The following is a 15,310-nucleotide window of genomic DNA, read 5'->3' on the forward strand; positions in this document are numbered from 1 at the left end:
GCCTACTGCCTACTGCCTACTGCCTACTGCCTACTGCCTACTGCCTACTGCCCCCTACCTACTCAATCCCATACTGCATCTTCGCCGCCGTCACCGTGTTCTGCAGCAGGCACGCGATCGTCATCGGCCCGACGCCGCCCGGCACGGGGGTGATGGCGCCTGCCACCTCGGCGCACTCGGCATAGGCCACGTCGCCGACGAGCTTCGTCTTGCCGTTCTCGCCCGGCACGCGGTTGATGCCGACGTCGATGACGACCGCGCCCGGCTTGATCCAGTCGCGCTTCACCATCTCCGGGCGGCCGACGGCCGCGACCAGCAGATCCGCGCCGCGGCAGACGGCCGGCAGGTCCTTCGTCTGCGAATGCGCGATCGTCACCGTGCAGCTTTCGCGCAGAAGTAGCGCCGCCATCGGCTTGCCGACGATGTTCGAGCGTCCGATGATCACCGCGTTCACCCCCTTGAGATTGGGAATGATCTTCTTGGCGAGGATGGCCGAACCGGTGGGCGTGCAGGGCACCAGCGTCCGCTCGCCGATCCACAGCCGGCCGACGTTGGTCGGATGAAAGCCGTCGACGTCCTTGTTCGGATCGATTGAGTTCAAGACCTTTTCGGCATTGATGTGCTTGGGCAGCGGAAGCTGCACCAGAATGCCGTTGACGTTCTTGTCGGCGTTGAGCGTCTGCACGAGCACGAGCACGTCCTCCTCGGACGTATCGGCCGGCAACTTGTGCTCGAACGACTGCATGCCGACCTCGACGGTCTGCGCGGCCTTGTTCTTGACGTAGACCTTGCTCGCCGGATCTTCGCCGACGAGCACGACGGCGAGGCCGGGCGTCAGGCCATGGCTCGCCTGGAGCGACTTGACGTCGGCGGCAACCTGCTGGCGGACTTCGGCTGCGATGGCCTTGCCATCGATGATCTGTGCTGCCATGGACTCCCTTTTCCTTTTTTCGTTACGCTGCTTCCACTCACGTCAGTCCGGCCAGCCTCTCAGCGAGCCGGGCTTCGATCTCCTTGATGTCGCCGGTGATTTCGACCGATTTCACGCGCGACTTCCCGCCCCTGGCGAGCCGCAGGCTGCTCCGCCCCAGGCCGAGCCAGGTAGCCAGGAGCTTCAAGAGCGCCGCGTTCGCCTCTCCCTCGGCGGGTATTGCCCGCACCCGGGCCTTGAGGGCCGGACCTTCCGCCGTCGTCTCAATTCCATCGATGGCATCTATGGACGATTTTGGTGTGATCCGCACGCGCACGATGACACACGCGCCACCATGCCGCCAGGGAGGTGGGGAGTCCGGCTTCCGAGTGCCGGCGGTCACAGAATCATCTTGGCGATGTTCGGGATCACGACGCTCTGCACGAAGTAGCAGCCCAGCAGGAGGACGAGCGGTGAGAAGTCGATGCCCCCGAAATCGGGGAGCACGCTGCGGATCGGCCGCAGCAGTGGCTCCGTGACGGCCGCGAACGCCTGCGCCAGCGCACTGACGAAGCGGTTGTAGGGGTTAACGACCCCGAAAGCCATCAGCCAGGAAAGGATGACCGAGCCCAGGATGACATAAACATAGAGCGAAATGAGATAGTTGATGAAGCCGAGCAGCTCGATCATTAGGCGCCCAATCCTTATACGTGCTTCGGAAATCCCGTCCGACGTGTAACCGCTGCGGCGCGAGGCGGCAAGCCGCCCCAGCCCCCGGCGCACAGGCCGGCGATTCCCCGCGAGCCGCCCGGGCGGTTCCTTGACAACGCCTGGAGGCGGACGGTAAATGCCCCGGACCTTGGACACGCGGACGGCCTCCGGTCTGCCGGAGAGACAAAACGCGTTCCAAATCCCATACGTCTCGGGGCCGTAGCTCAGATGGGAGAGCGCTGCAATCGCACTGCAGAGGTCAGGGGTTCGATTCCCCTCGGCTCCACCACTTCCCCACAATCGCATCGTTGATTTTACTAGGTAAATCTGACATTTTTCGTGAGACGTCTTGATTTTTGCCTTTTCATATCCAACAATCTATCCAACAATCAATCACGCTATGGAGGCCGCTCATGGCCCCTCGCCATCAGTGCGCCCGACCGCACAAGCGTTACGGATATTGGTATCTCGTGCGTCGCGTACCGCGCCGCTTCTCCGCCTACGATGCGCGCAATCCGGTGATGCTCAGCACCGGCATTCGCATCGCCGATGACCCGCGCGCGCTGGTTGCCGAGGCTGCGGTTCAGAAGCTCGATCGCGGGCTCGAACGCTATTGGCTCGACCTTAGCGCAGGGCGCGATGGAGACGCCGTCTCGCGCTACGAGCGCGCGCTCGAAACCGCGCGGCACGTCGGGGTGCCTTACATGACCGCCGACATGATCGCGGCGGCCCCCGTCGAGCAAATCGTGCGCCGTATCGAGCTGATCGAAGCCAGAGACGCCGCCGACAAACCCACAGACGTCACGGCAATCCTCGGCGGGCAGGATGTGCCGCCGCTCCTGCTGTCGCAGATGATGGACGAGTTCCAGAAAATCTCCGAAGCCCACCTCGTCGGCAAATCCGAGCAGCAGAAGAAGCGATGGCGCACGCCCAAGGAGACGGCGTTGAACACATTCATCGCCGTCATCGGCGGAGACCGCCCCATGCGGGACGTGGCCCGAACCGATGTCATCGCCTTCCGCCAACACCTGCTTGACCGAATCATCGGCGAGGAGATCGAGATCGACACAGCCAACAAGATCATCGGTCACGTCTCGGGCATGTTCGTCACCATCAATGACGTCAACCAGTACGGGCTGCCCGCTGTCTTCGCAAAGGCGCGCATCTCGGGAGGAAAGGACAAGCAGCGCGTGGCCTTCGACCCGAAGTTCGTACAGACGAGGATCCTTGCCGAAGGCCTGTTCGACGAGCTCAACGACGAAGCGCGCGGACTGATCTATCTCGTAATCGAGACCGGCCTCAGACCGTCGGAAGCCTGCAATCTCGACCGTGCTACGATCCGCCTCGACCACGAGATCCCGCATGTGCAGGTGCGTCCCGACGGGCGCCAGATAAAAACCGACGATTCCTGGCGTGACATCCCGCTGGTCGGCATGGCGTTGAAGGTCGTGCAGAAACATCCGAACGGCTTCCCGCGTTACCGAGACAAGGCGGATTCGCTCTCGGCGCTGGTCAACAAGGCCTTCGAAGCACGCGACCTGCGGCCGGAACCGGGCCAATCTTTCTATTCCTTGCGCCATACCTTCGAGGATCGGCTGACCGCCGTCGAAACACCGGAGAAGGTCGTCGCCGCGCTGATGGGCCACAAATGGCATCGGCCGCGCTACGGCAAAGGTCCCTCGCTCGAGCTCAAGCGCAAGTGGCTGAAGCGGATCGCCTTCCGATCGCCGAAACGCATCTAGCGGCGCTCGTCAGAGGCAAGCGCTCTACCGCTCGATGCTGCGCTTCCGGCTCCGTTCACCGCTCCCGTCTGGACTCTCCGACCGCACCGGCGTCGCACACGAGGGCCGAAGAGTCCGCTCTCTCGTGGCCGTCCCGCGCGGCGGCGAGGCAAAGTATTCGGCCCCGTAGGTTGCGAGAATGCGTTTGGCCTGCTCGGTCGGATCGGTGCGCCGCGCGACCTCGAGTTCGCGCTCAAGACGCGCGACGATCGGCGCATAGACCGGGCCGTGACGGACCACGATATAAGCGGCCAGCACGAGCGCTCGCTCGATGCGCTCGGTCAGGGACCGGGAGGGAACATTTTTTTTGGAAGCGAACACCCTCAGGGCCTGCCCGTCGCCCTTCGCGCGCGACATGCGCGGACGCCCGTTCACATCAGCCTCACACGGGCGGTACACCCACAGCATCGGGGACGGAAACGACGATGGAGAGCCAAGGCAAGCCTCGCGCGAGATAATGCTTTCCGGCTCACTACGGACGCAACCGCGAGACCGCGCAATCCGGAAACGCGGGAATGTGTAGGCCCGGCCGGGAAACGCCGGGCATCCGGGAGAACACGGCCACGACCGCTCCGATCCGATCGGGCACACACGAGCGCATCACCAAGTCGTGCGGACAGCTGCCAGAGCGCTTGGAAACAGCGTGTCCAATCGCGGTCCGGCGCCTACCCTCTCAGTTGGGCGGGTCTTTCTGGAGCGCCTGGCGTCGCGACCTGCTGCAGCGGATGAACACCTAAGCCGAAGTCGAGGGGGTTCACGATGACCTTCCACATCGCTTCGAAGCCGACAATGTTCCCGAACGGGAACATTGTGCTTGAATGGGCGGTCGGCGAGAGCAAAGTACCCGTACGGGAATAATTCGGCCGCTTTCCGTCTCGACGATCGAGAAAGTTCCCGATCGGGAACTTTTTGTTGCCTCCCAGCGTAAGTCGAGGTATAAGTTCCCGTACGGGAACTTATGGATCGTCAGCACTTTGGAATCGGAGGCAGATCGCGATGGCCGATGGCCCCCCCATCGGAGAGCACGAGGCCGCGCATTTCGGCACCTTGGTGCGCGAACGGCGCAAGGCACTCAAGATGAATCAGGACGAACTCGCGCTTGCCACCGGCGTGGGGCGGCGCTTCATCATCGACCTCGAGGCCGGCAAGCCCACCTGCGAACTGGGCCGCTCGCTGGTGGTCGCCAACGCAGTAGGACTGCGCATCTTCGATCTCCTCGCTCAAGACCGCGCGGACAACGCCTTGCTGCCGGACATGATCGAAGATGAAGGCTTGCCGTCGTGAGCGCGTTGCCGGTCTATTACGAAGCCCGCACCGTCGGCAGCATCGAGGTCGGCACCGACGGACCGACGTTCCTCTACGATCCAGAATGGCTGCGCACGCGTGGCGCCTTCCCGCTCTCGATCCTCATGCCGCTCTCGACCCGCCCGGTAAAGCCGGCGCTGTTCCTGCCCTGGGCGGCGAACCTGCTGCCCGAAGGCGCGCAGCTCCGAACGGTCGGGCGCGCGCTCGGCGCCTCCCCTGACGACGTGATCGGCATCCTGTCGGAGATCGGCCGCGACACGGCCGGTGCGCTGTCGATCGGCCGGCCCGGCTCCACCAGCCCCGGCGACTGGAAGCCGGTCAGAAAGACGGCCGAGCTCGAGCGCATCATCGATGAACTGCCAAAGAAGCCCTTTCTGGCCGGCGAGGAAGGCGTGTCGATGTCGCTGGCCGGTGTGCAGAACAAGCTCGGTGTTGCCATCGACGCCAGGAACCGCATCTGCATTCCGACCGACGGTGCCCCCTCCACCCATATCCTGAAGCCGGACTCGGAACGCCTGCTCGGCGGGGTGCAGAACGAGGCGCTGTGCCTGACCCTGGCCCGACATTGCGGTCTCAACGTGCCGGACCTGACGACTGGCACGGCGGGCCGGCGCACCTATCTCCTGATCAACCGCTACGATCGCATCCAGCAGGGTGACCGCTGGCGGCGCCTGCATCAGGAGGACTTCTGCCAAGCGCTCGGACGGCCGCCATCGGCCAAGTACGAGAGCAACCAGACCGGCATCAAGGGACCGACGTTGGCCGAGATGTTCGCGCTCACACGCAATGCGATGGGAGCCCCCGATGTGCTCGCCCTTCTGGACCAGGTGATCTTCAACATCGTCGCCTGCAACACCGACGCCCACGCCAAGAACTATTCCCTGATGATCTCCGGGCGAGGGTTCTCGCTGGCGCCGCTCTACGACGTCATGTGTGCGGCGGCATGGGAGGGCATTACCCGGAATCTGGCGCAGAAGATCGCCGGCAAGAACCGCGGCGAGCACCTCAAGCGCCGGCACTGGGAACGCTTTGCCGAGGAGTGCGGTCTCAATCCGACGCAGACCGTACGCCGCGTCGAAGCGCTGGCGACCGCCGCCATCAAGGAGCTCACGGCTGCGACCGACGCGGTGAACGCCATGCCCGCCGGTCCCCACGTGATGGTGAAGCATTTTGCCGACGCCATCGCGCGCCGGGCGCGCGCCTTGATCTCAGGGTTGAACGAGAAAAGCGTCCCGCAACCATCGTCGCCAGACAGACCGAAGCCGGCCAAGCCCGCTTCGGGTCCTCGCAAGCCGAAGGGAAAAGCCCGGCCCGCATGAGCTGAGCGGCGGGTATGCGACGGCACATCTGATCAATGCTCTTCCTGGAGTGGCAATCGGCCCCGTCCCTCTGCCGATCTGGTGTGATGTCGTTCTCTGACAACTCGACCTTGTACTGGTGAGTGCAGGCCATTGTCCTTTTGGTGGTGGCATTGCCGGCAGAGTTGAATCGTGGGGGGTTCTCTGCGGAGACACCGCTCGGCTGCGTCTCGAGGCCGACCAGCGCGATCTTGAGATAGCCGGCATCGCGCAAAAGATTCATCACGCCCATCAGGTGCTCATAGTCAACCGACTTGTCCGCCCGGAGAAAAACGCGAGTCTCCTCGTTGCTCTCGGTGAAGACGTTGATGGCGGCTGGCAGGGCTTCGCGCGCAATCGGCGCGTCGCCAAGGTTGAGCGTGAGGTCATCCTTAAGGGTCAGATAGAGCGGCCGATCCGGGCGCTCGGCCGGCTTGGCGGTCGACGCGGGGAGATCGACATGAATGTCGACGGTCGCGAGCGGTGCCGCCACCATAAAGATGATAAGCAGCACCAACATCACGTCGATGAACGGCGTAACGTTGATCTCGTGGTTCTCGTCGAGATCGTTGTTGTTTCGGCTTTCGCGAATGCCTCCGGCCATGACGGTCACTCCGCTGCCACGTTGGTCGGCTGGCGCCGGCTGTCATTGGTCGGCACCAGGCGGAAATCGAGATCGCGGCTGATCAGGCGTTCGACGGCCGTGGCGGAATCGGCGAGCAATTGCCGGTAGCCCGCGATAGAGCGAGCGAACACGTTGTAGATAACGACCGCGGGAATCGCGGCGACGAGACCGGTCGCGGTGGCGAGCAGGGCTTCTGCGATCCCGGGGGCAACGACGGCAAGGTTGGTGGTGTGTGCTTCCGAGATGCCGATAAAGCTGTTCATGATGCCCCACACAGTGCCGAACAGGCCAACAAAGGGGGCTGTCGATCCGATGATGGCGAGGATGCCGGTGCCGCGCGAGATGCGTCGTCCGAAATGGGCTTCGACACGACCGAGCGCCGACGCGACGCGTTCTTTGAGGCCGACGCTGCCGGCATAGGCGATGGCGGCATCGGAAAGCTCGGCTTCCTCCTTAGCGGCACGCAGCATCAGGGCTGCCGGACCGCCGCGTGCGATCGTGTCCGCGAGGGCCTGGTCGAGGGTCGGTGCGGACCGGATGACCTGCAGATGACGTGGTGCTATTGGACGACGGTGGCCATGACGGAAATGTTAGTTCGGCCGGGTTGAGCGATGGCAGAACGGTCTTGGCGATCAGCCTCGTGGCACTGAGCCTTCGCCCTGCGATCGTATCGGTGGGCAGCGTCCTCACAGCGGTCATAACCGAATTCCATCTGACCTACACGGTGGCGTCCCTACTGACGGCGTTGCCGCCTCTCCTGATGGGTGTGCTGGCTTTGCCCACGCCAATGCTGGCCCGACGCTTCGGGCGCGATCGGTTGCTCATGGCTTCCCTGGGCCTATTGTGTGCGGCAACGGCCTTGCGATCTTTCTCGATCGGGAGCTTTACGCTGCTTGCCTCAACCATGGGCATTGGCGCCGGCATTGCTGTCGTCGGCACGCTGATCCCCGGGTTTATCAAGGAGCAATTCTCCCACCGGGCGGCATCCTTCATTGGAGTTTACGCACTTGCTTGTCGTTAGGAGGTTTGATCGCGGCAGCCGCCACAAGTCTCCTCTTCGAGGCGACACAAGGCGATTGGAGGCTTGCTCTTGGCATATGGAGCGTGACGACGGTCGCAGGCCTGATCGCATGGACCTCCATCTCGACCTGTGTTCGCCGACAGCCTCTCCCGTCGCGAAACTCCCGCATCGCCAGGCTGCCATTGCGCGATAGGAAGGCCTGGCTTATCGCAGCATACTTTTCTTCGGCGAATTTCCTTTTCTTCGGCGCGGTGGCATGGATTTCCCCACTCTTTCAGGAGGCTGGACACTCCCCTGCAATCGCTGGTCTGATACTTTCAAGCTTCCTCGCCGGCTTTACGATTGCCAACCCGATATTCGGAGTCCTGAGCCGATCGTCCGATCGGCGCATATGGCTGGGTCTGTGCGGTGGGCTGACCCTCCTTGGCTTTGCGGCAATCCCTCTTGCCGATGCCCTCGTGTCGTCTTTTGCTGTTCCGATCGGTGCCCTCGGCCTGGGTGGCGCCTTCACGCTCTCAATGACGATGCCGCTCGATAACGCGCGCAGCGTTGAGGAAGCAAATGCATGGACAGCCTTCTCGATGACCGTCGGCTACATCGTCGCCGCGGCTGGCCCCATCTGCGTGGGCGCTCTGCGCGATTGGACAGGCGATTTCGTGGCGCCCAGTTGGCTTTTCATAGTTTTTGCGGTTTTGATGGTCGTGCTGAGCCCGCTCTTGAAACCGAGATATGCAGTTGAACAGCGCCGTTAGCTCGGTTCTCAAGCAGTCTGCTGGACATAGGGATAGAGGACCATTTTTCCTCTCGAGAGACTGCCATAGGTCGCCACCGTCAGGGCAAGCGCCTGCTAGACCATGATCGCTTCGGACCCTATCAGTCCGGAGCGTGAATCACCGGTCTCATCAAAGAGCTAGGGCGCGATCTCGATTCAATCGAAAAGCAATCGCGCTCTAGCGCATATCAACCACGATGACGCTGGCGTTGTCGGGAGCACCGCGCTCGAGCACGGCCTCAATGACGGCCTCCGCGGCATGCTGAGCCGAAGCCGATGAGGCAATGATGTGATGCACCATTTCCGGCGTCAGCACCGCGAAAACGCCGTCCGACGCCAGAACCAGAAAAAGATCGTCCTCATGCCGCGCGAAGCGGGCCACTTCCGGCGTTCCACCGATCGCGGATTTGAAGCGAGCAAGGCCCAGCGCGCGGGTCAACGCAATACCATTGTCCTGGCCGCTTCCTGGGAGGAAGACACGCAATGGCCCCCAGGCGCCGTGCAAAGACCAGACGGCTGCAAGTCGCGAAACGCACTTGCTTTGGATGCGCCTCCTCGACCGGATTGCCGGCGCGGCTATGGACTTCAGGAGAGCGGTTGGGCGCCCCGCGGCCAGGAGGGCCGCGGTCGGCCCTACCGCGTGGCCCGTTGCGGCCCGGGCCACGCGCCCGAGCCCCGCGTCTTGCCGGAGGCGAGCCCGGCAAGAGTCGCGGGTCTCGGCCCATGCGGGTGACGGACCTGGCGCAGGACCATGACCCTCGGCGTCGGCACCTGCTGCCAACACGCGAGCCGCACCTCGGTGCACGACCGTGCTCACACCGAGAACGTCGTCGATCTTTCCCAGCGCTGCCATGCGCTCCCATAGATCGGTCTCCGAGTTGTGTCGGTTTATCAAGACGGTCTTGGCTGACCCCAACGCGGTGATGAGCTCCTGCAACGCGTCTGCCGCCGCGCATGGAAGCCCACAATTTGCAAATTCCGGCCCAAGACTATCGGCCAGAACGTTCAGCTCTTGAATGAGGTGTGGGCCCATCGCCAGGACCTCCTCGGTCGTCGTATCTCGTCAGCAGTGTCGTTACCACCGGCCGGTCCGGACTATCATGGCCCGGCTTCGCCGCCGGCAGGTCGCAGACGGATGCAAGCATCCCGCCGGCTGCCGTACAGACGAGGCAGAGGTGGGCGGCGGTCGCCGTGACGGGCTCCAGATGGCGAGAGAGAGGCTCTCGTCGGCCCGTCGCGGAGACCCGAGATGTCCAGATCCCCTTCCAGCGCCGACGGCAACCGGCCCACGTTCTACGACGTCATCACCAGCAAGATCATCGCCGAGCTGAAGGACGGCCGCGTGCCCTGGGTCCAGCCCTGGGGCACGCCATCCGCCAAGGCACAGCTCACGATGCCTAAGAACGCCTCGACCAACCGTACCTACTCCGGCATCAACGTCCTCATCCTGTGGGGCTCCGTCATCGAGCAGGGTTACGCCGGCCAAAGCTGGCTGACCTTCCGTCAGGCCCTGGCGCTCGGCGGCAATGTCAGGAAGGGCGAGCGTGGCGTCACCGTCGTCTATGCCGACCGTTTCATACCGGACAACGCCAGGCGACGCGCGGCGGCCGGCGGCGGTGAAGCCCGCGCCATTCCGTTCCTGAAGCGCTTCACCGTCTTCAACACCGACCAGTGCGACGGGTTACCCGACGAGATCGCGACCGTCGCGCCGCCCCCGCCCCCGGGCACCATCGAGCCCCGCGTCGAGGCCCTGATCAAGGCCACCGGCATCGACTTCCGCATCGGCGGCGCCCGGGCATTCTATGCGCCGTCCGAAGACTACGTGCAGGTGCCGCCGCCGGCGGCGTTCTTCGAGCCCATCAACTGGCACCGCACCGCGCTGCACGAGCTCGGCCACGCTTCGGGGCATGCCTCGCGGCTGAACCGTGATCTCTCGGGGTCCTTCGGCTCGCGAAAGTATGCGTTCGAGGAGCTGGTCGCGGAGATGAACGCGGCGTTCTGCTGCGCCGCGCTCGGCATCGCGCCGACCGTGCGCCATGCCGACTACATCGGATCGTGGCTCGAGGTGCTGCGCGAGGACAATCGCGCCATCGTCCGTTCCGCATCGCTCGCAAGCAAGGCCGCCGACTATCTCTTGGGCTTTCTGCCCGATGCCGGCGATGCGGCCTCCAACGCACGGAGGGTGGCATGATCCTCCTCACTTCGGAGCTCCATGAGCGTCTACTGGCCAACGGTCGTCACCGCGATGTCGACCACGTGCCCGTGGTCAAGTTCTTCAATCCGCTCGGCGCCGCGACCTGGCTCGCCACCGAGCTCGCCGAGGACGGCGATACTTTGCATGGCCTCGCCGATCTCTGCTTCGGCTGCCCTGAGCTCGGCGCCTTCAGCCTGTCGGAGATGGCGTCCATACGGCTGCCGCTCGGCCTCGGCATCGAGCGCGACCTCTGGTTCGAGGGCAAGTTTCCCCTATCCGTCTATGCCGCGGCCGCGCGCACCGCGGGACAGATCGTCCTCGACGACGACCGCCTCGAGGCCGCAGCCGACGCGCTGCGGCAGACCAAGTGAGTCCGGCTCGCTTCCCCGGCACGCCGCGCGATGCGGCGTGCCGCTTCCCACCCGAGGCGCAACCGGCCAGAGGCAGAGGTGGGCCGGGGATTCATGACGGGTTGGAGGTCGCGAGAGAGTCTCCCGGCCGCCCGTCGTGGAGAACCCAGACATGGCCAAAGCCCTTCCCAAGATCGCGCTCAGCGTCTCGCGCGACATCCCCTTCAACAAACTGGTCCTCAGTCAGACCAACGTACGGCGCATCAAGGCAGGCGTTGCGATCGAGGAGCTGGCCGAGGACATTGCCCGACGTACCTTGCTGCAGAGCCTGACCGTGCGGCCCGTCTGCGATGCCGACGGCAACGAGACCGGACTCTACGAGGTACCCGCCGGCGGGCGGCGCTATCGGGCGCTCGAGCTGCTGATCAAGAAAAAGCGCCTTGCCAAGACCGCGCCCATCCCGTGCGTCATCCGTACCGGCGGCATCGCCGAGGAGGACAGCCTGGCCGAGAACGTCCAGCGCGCACCGCTGCATCCGCTCGACCAGTTCCGCGCCTTCCTCGCCCTGCGCGAGAAGGGCCAGTCCGAGGAGGAGATCGCCGCCGCCTTCTTCGTCTCTGTCCAGATCGTGCGCCAGCGCCTGCGCCTTGCCGCCGTCGCCCCATCGCTGCTCGACGTCTATGCCGAGGACGGCATGACGCTCGACCAGCTTATGGCCTTCACTGTCAATCCCGATCATGCGCGCCAGGAGCAGGTGTGGGAGGCCCTGCAACGCTCCTACAGCAAGGAGCCCTACCAGATCCGCCGCCTCTTGACAGAAGGGTCGGTGCGGGTCTCCGACAAGCGGGCCTTGTTCGTCGGCACGGCAGCCTACGAGGAGGCCGGCGGCACCATCCTGCGCGATCTCTTCGAGTCCGACGACGGCGGCTGGCTGCAGGAGCCGGCCCTGCTCGAGAGGCTCGTCGCCGACAAGCTCGAGAAGGAAGCCGACGCCGTCCGCGCCGAAGGCTGGAAGTGGATCGAGGTCGCGCCCGAGCTCCCCTACGGTCACACCTATGGTCTGCGCCGGCTGCGTGGACGCGAAGTGCCGATGACCGAAGACGAGGTTGCCGCCCGCGACGCATTGCAAACCGAGCTCGACCAGCTCGAGGCCAAGTACGCCGAGGTCGACGAGATCCCCGACGAGGTCGACCAGCGGCTTGGCGAGATCGAGACGGCGCTCGCGGCGTTCGACGAGCGGCCGGTTGTCTATGAGGCGGAGGAAGTCGCGCGCGCTGGCGCCTTCGTCAGCATCGACAGCGCCGGCGTCCTGCATGTGGAGCGCGGGTACGTCCAACCCGAGGACGAGCTGCCGGTCGAGAACGAAGACGGCGATGCAGAAGGAGACGGAATTGAGTCGGAAAAGTTGAGCGCAAACGGCACGGAAGCCGATCCGGACGACGACTCGGCCGTCGACGATCCGGAAGAAGACGAGACCGAGGGCGTTCGTCCGTTCTCGGACCGGCTCATGACCGAGCTCACGGCGCACCGCACGTTGGCGCTGCGCGAGGCGGTCGCCAACGATCCTGACGTAGCCTTCCTGGCTACGCTGCATGCGCTCTGCCTGAAGCTGTTCTATCCCTACGGCTTCGACACCTGCCTCGAGATCGACGCCAAGAGCGTCCTGCTCGGCAACGCGTCCGGGCTCTCGGATACCGCGTCCGCCAAAGCCATCGACGCTCGCCACAAGCAATGGTCTGGCTGGGTGCCGAAGGACGCGGGCGCGCTCTGGGACGCGCTGGCCGACCTCGATAGCGACAGCCGACAAGCGCTGTTCGCCCATTGCGTGGGCCTCACCATCAACGCGGTGCATCAGCCGTATGACCGCCGGCCGAAGGCGCTCCACCATGCCGGTCGTCTCGCGACGGCCGTGAACTTCGACATGGCCGCCGCCGGCTGGACACCGACGGTCGACTCCTACCTCGGTCGCGTGACCAAGGCGCGCATCCTCGACGCCGTGCGCGAGGCCAAGGGCGACAAGGCCGCCGACCGCATCGCGCATCTCAAGAAGCCCGAGATGGCCAAGGCCGCCGAGCGCCTGCTCGACGGTGCCGGCTGGCTGCCCGAGCCGCTGCGCACGGTGGGTCACGAGCAAGACGACAGCGGAGAAGCGCCGCGCGTTGCCGCTGCGGAATAACGCATCAGAGGGCGGCGGCCTCGGCTGCCGCCCATCTCTCATCCCTCTTTCGCCCGGCCTCGTGCCGGGCGCCTTCGTTTCAGGAGACCTCTCAGATGGCCGACTATTACTCACCGACCGTTGTGCAGCAGCTCATTCCTGTCGCCGACATGACGCCGCTTGAACGTCTCGTCCTCAGCTTGGTCTTCGAGACCGAACCTGACGGCGATGTGCTTTACCTCTACTCCAGTCTGGGACCGAGCGATGCGATCGTACTATCGATTGACAACCTACGCACCGCGCTGGATGCGTCGAGCGGAAAAGACAGCGTCCTGGCCTCCCATGTCAGGAAGCGTCTCACCGCCGCGCCGCCCGACGACACCGAGATTGATCTCGAGTTCGACGAACTCTCCTGGTCTGAACTCCTGCAGGATATCGTTCGGCGATCGCCAACACTCGACTACATCTCGGTCGTCTCCGCCTTCACCTGCTCCAGGATGCGCCCCGACGGCTTCGGAGGCGGGGTCGTTCTGATCACCGCCGATGCCATCCACAGCAGATCCACCCCGGATATCCTGGATGAGCTTCTGGCATCACGCGGCAAGGGAGGAGGCTGACCATGTACGGCACCTATCTGCGCCTCCACATATCAGTTCACGACGGCTGGCGCGCTGTCGTCCGCGCTGCGGCCCGCAAGGTCGCACCGTATGCGCGGCGCGATCCGAAGCAGCGCGCTGCCCGGCATCGGTTCTACCGGGAGATGCTGGCCTGCCACCGCCGGGCACAGGAGATCGTCTGGACATGGCGGCTTTGACAGCCTTATGCAGATGACCATGCGCTCATCCGCCACCGATCTGGCACATCGCCTCGCGCGCGAGGCCGAGGCGGTATGCAGGCATTATCTCTCCAACGGGCGGCGTGTCGGGCGCTACTGGATCGTCGGCGACGTCCGCAATACGCCCGGCCAATCCATGTACGTGCGCCTGCTCGGAGCCGACAGCGGCGCAGGCGCTGCCGGCAAGTGGACAGACGCGGCCACCGGCGAGCACGGCGACCTGCTCGACGTCATCCGCGAGACGTGCGGCTTGCTCGACTTCCGGGATGTCGCCGACGAGGCGCGCCGGTTCCTGAGCCTGCCGCGCCCAGAGCCCGTTTCGCAGCCCAAGCGGCCGGTCACGCCCACCCTCTCGGGCTCGCCCGAAGCGGCCCGGCGTCTGTTCGCCGCCTCGCAGCCGGTCGCCGGAACTCTGGCTGCAACCTACCTGCATCATCGCGGGATCGACCAGCTTCACGATATCCAGGCCCTTCGCTTCCACCCGCGCTGCTACTTTCGCGCCCACGACACGGCCGCGCGCGAGAGCCGGCCGGCCATGATCGCCGGGGTCACCGATCTCGACGGCACCATCACGGGCGTGTTGCGCACGTGGCTGAATCCGTCCGGCGTCGGTAAGGCGCCGATCGATATGCCGCGGCGTGCCATGGGCCTGTTGCTCGGCAACGCCGTGCGCTTCGGACCGCATGCTGACGTCATGGCGGCCGGCGAAGGCATCGAGACCGTCCTGTCGCTGCGCATTGCCTTGCCCGCCATGCCGATGATGTCTGCGCTGTCGGCACCGCATCTGGCCGCCATCCTGTTCCCGGACACACTGCGGCGCCTCTACATCGCCCGCGATCCCGATGCCGCAGGCGACGCTACCGTGGAAACGCTGACCAGGCGCGCCGAGGCTGCCGGGATCGAGGCCATCCCGCTCTCGCCACGCCTCGGCGACTTCAACGACGACCTCGTCGCCTTCGGCCTCGATGATCTGCGGGCCGTCGTACGACCGCAACTCGCACCCGAAGACGTTGCACGCTTCCTCTTTCCGGCGATGGACCACTCCTGACGCGCTGATCGCGTCCGGTCGCGCTCGGCTCTTCTCTGCCGGCGGGGCCGCGCCCGGCCTTCAAGGGGCGATCGGACGGCAGCCGGCCCGGTCCGGCAACGGCTGTGCGCGGCTTTCTTCCCCTGGCGGCGCTGGCGCGCCGCCATTCCTCGCGAGACAAGAAAGCCGTGCTCGCCGTCCTCCGCTGCCGCTCCGGCCGCGGTCGCGCGGCCCCGCGGTGCAGGCCCGCTCCGCCCGCCGTGAGGGATCGCCGGAAGGCCGCGATG

Annotated in this window: 16 protein-coding genes, 1 tRNA gene and 2 pseudogenes; 12 read left to right on the forward strand and 7 right to left on the reverse strand. The window is 65.0% G+C overall.

Annotation, left to right across the window (positions count from 1 at the left end; all coding sequences use genetic code 11):
• Positions 1-58: 58 nt before the first annotated feature.
• The 3 genes from folD to V7082_RS18780 are packed head-to-tail and all read right to left on the reverse strand — an operon-like array spanning position 59 to position 1,600.
• A complete protein-coding gene (gene folD / locus V7082_RS18770; RefSeq protein WP_334150959.1) occupies positions 59-931 on the reverse strand; it encodes a bifunctional methylenetetrahydrofolate dehydrogenase/methenyltetrahydrofolate cyclohydrolase FolD in 873 nt (290 codons plus the stop codon).
• A 37-nt stretch (positions 932-968) separates the two neighbouring features.
• Complete coding sequence (locus V7082_RS18775; protein ID WP_334150960.1) at positions 969-1,313, reverse strand: DUF167 family protein; 345 nt, start codon at positions 1,311-1,313, stop codon at positions 969-971.
• Positions 1,310-1,600 carry a YggT family protein gene (locus tag V7082_RS18780; RefSeq protein ID WP_334150962.1) on the reverse strand — a complete coding sequence of 97 codons (291 nt, stop codon included), beginning with the start codon at positions 1,598-1,600 and terminating at the stop codon, positions 1,310-1,312. Before V7082_RS18780 ends, V7082_RS18775 begins: the two co-directional genes overlap by 4 nt.
• A 234-nt stretch (positions 1,601-1,834) precedes the next feature.
• On the opposite strand from V7082_RS18780, the gene V7082_RS18785 reads away from it, so the two are divergent.
• Together V7082_RS18785 and V7082_RS18790 are read left to right on the forward strand one after the other, a co-directional pair.
• Positions 1,835-1,910 (forward strand) — tRNA-Ala (locus V7082_RS18785).
• Between the two features lie 124 nt (positions 1,911-2,034).
• Positions 2,035-3,363: a tyrosine-type recombinase/integrase gene (locus V7082_RS18790; protein WP_334150964.1), complete on the forward strand. Its 1,329-nt coding sequence runs from the start codon at positions 2,035-2,037 to the stop codon at positions 3,361-3,363.
• A 24-nt stretch (positions 3,364-3,387) separates the two neighbouring features.
• On the opposite strand, the gene V7082_RS18795 is transcribed toward V7082_RS18790, so the two are convergent.
• Positions 3,388-3,759 carry a hypothetical protein gene (locus V7082_RS18795; protein ID WP_334150966.1) on the reverse strand — a complete coding sequence of 124 codons (372 nt, stop codon included), beginning with the start codon at positions 3,757-3,759 and terminating at the stop codon, positions 3,388-3,390.
• A 639-nt stretch (positions 3,760-4,398) separates the two neighbouring features.
• Here V7082_RS18795 and V7082_RS18800 point away from each other — a divergent pair.
• Entirely contained in the window at positions 4,399-4,686 is a 288-nt protein-coding gene (locus V7082_RS18800) for a helix-turn-helix domain-containing protein (RefSeq protein ID WP_334150967.1), read from the forward strand.
• Positions 4,683-6,026: a type II toxin-antitoxin system HipA family toxin gene (locus tag V7082_RS18805; RefSeq protein WP_334150969.1), complete on the forward strand. Its 1,344-nt coding sequence runs from the start codon at positions 4,683-4,685 to the stop codon at positions 6,024-6,026. Before V7082_RS18800 ends, V7082_RS18805 begins: the two co-directional genes overlap by 4 nt.
• A gap of 148 nt (positions 6,027-6,174) precedes the next feature.
• Here the strand turns inward: V7082_RS18805 and exbD are convergent.
• Both exbD and exbB read right to left on the reverse strand, forming a co-directional pair.
• Positions 6,175-6,648, reverse strand: a pseudogene (gene exbD / locus V7082_RS18810) (TonB system transport protein ExbD); the annotation flags it as partial.
• Between the two features lie 5 nt (positions 6,649-6,653).
• Positions 6,654-7,217 (reverse strand): annotated as a pseudogene (gene exbB, locus V7082_RS18815) (tonB-system energizer ExbB); the annotation flags it as partial.
• 77 nt (positions 7,218-7,294) lie between these two features.
• Here exbB and V7082_RS18820 point away from each other — a divergent pair.
• The gene (locus tag V7082_RS18820; RefSeq protein ID WP_334150971.1) at positions 7,295-7,690 is read left to right on the forward strand and encodes an MFS transporter; all 396 of its coding nucleotides are present in this window, start codon (positions 7,295-7,297) and stop codon (positions 7,688-7,690) included.
• Positions 7,691-7,695: 5 nt separating this feature from the next.
• Positions 7,696-8,442 carry an MFS transporter gene (locus V7082_RS18825; protein ID WP_334150972.1) on the forward strand — a complete coding sequence of 249 codons (747 nt, stop codon included), beginning with the start codon at positions 7,696-7,698 and terminating at the stop codon, positions 8,440-8,442.
• A 198-nt stretch (positions 8,443-8,640) separates the two neighbouring features.
• Here V7082_RS18825 and V7082_RS18830 read toward each other — a convergent pair whose 3' ends face one another.
• The gene (locus V7082_RS18830; RefSeq protein ID WP_334150974.1) at positions 8,641-8,967 is read right to left on the reverse strand and encodes a hypothetical protein; all 327 of its coding nucleotides are present in this window, start codon (positions 8,965-8,967) and stop codon (positions 8,641-8,643) included.
• Positions 8,968-9,711: 744 nt separating this feature from the next.
• Between V7082_RS18830 and V7082_RS18835 the strand changes: the two genes are divergently transcribed.
• The 6 genes from V7082_RS18835 (at position 9,712) to V7082_RS18860 (ending at position 15,044) form a co-directional block, all read left to right on the forward strand.
• Positions 9,712-10,653, forward strand: a complete 942-nt coding sequence (locus tag V7082_RS18835) for an ArdC family protein (RefSeq protein ID WP_334150976.1) — start codon at positions 9,712-9,714, stop codon at positions 10,651-10,653.
• Positions 10,650-11,027, forward strand: a complete 378-nt coding sequence (locus V7082_RS18840; RefSeq protein WP_334150977.1) for a DUF2958 domain-containing protein — start codon at positions 10,650-10,652, stop codon at positions 11,025-11,027. The genes V7082_RS18835 and V7082_RS18840 overlap by 4 nt, the downstream gene beginning before the upstream one ends.
• Before the next feature lie 151 nt (positions 11,028-11,178).
• Positions 11,179-13,182, forward strand: coding sequence for a ParB/RepB/Spo0J family partition protein (locus V7082_RS18845; protein WP_334150979.1), 2,004 nt, complete (start codon positions 11,179-11,181; stop codon positions 13,180-13,182).
• Between the two features lie 95 nt (positions 13,183-13,277).
• On the forward strand, positions 13,278-13,778 hold the full coding sequence (locus V7082_RS18850) for a hypothetical protein (protein ID WP_334150980.1): 501 nt from the start codon (positions 13,278-13,280) through the stop codon (positions 13,776-13,778).
• Positions 13,779-13,780: 2 nt separating this feature from the next.
• Positions 13,781-13,975, forward strand: coding sequence for a hypothetical protein (locus V7082_RS18855; RefSeq protein WP_334150981.1), 195 nt, complete (start codon positions 13,781-13,783; stop codon positions 13,973-13,975).
• A gap of 19 nt (positions 13,976-13,994) precedes the next feature.
• Positions 13,995-15,044 carry a DUF7146 domain-containing protein gene (locus V7082_RS18860; RefSeq protein ID WP_334150982.1) on the forward strand — a complete coding sequence of 350 codons (1,050 nt, stop codon included), beginning with the start codon at positions 13,995-13,997 and terminating at the stop codon, positions 15,042-15,044.
• The last annotated feature ends 266 nt before the right edge of the window (positions 15,045-15,310 follow it).

It is taken from the genome of Hyphomicrobium sp. (assembly GCF_036833075.1).
GTDB lineage: Bacteria > Pseudomonadota > Alphaproteobacteria > Rhizobiales > Hyphomicrobiaceae > Hyphomicrobium_C.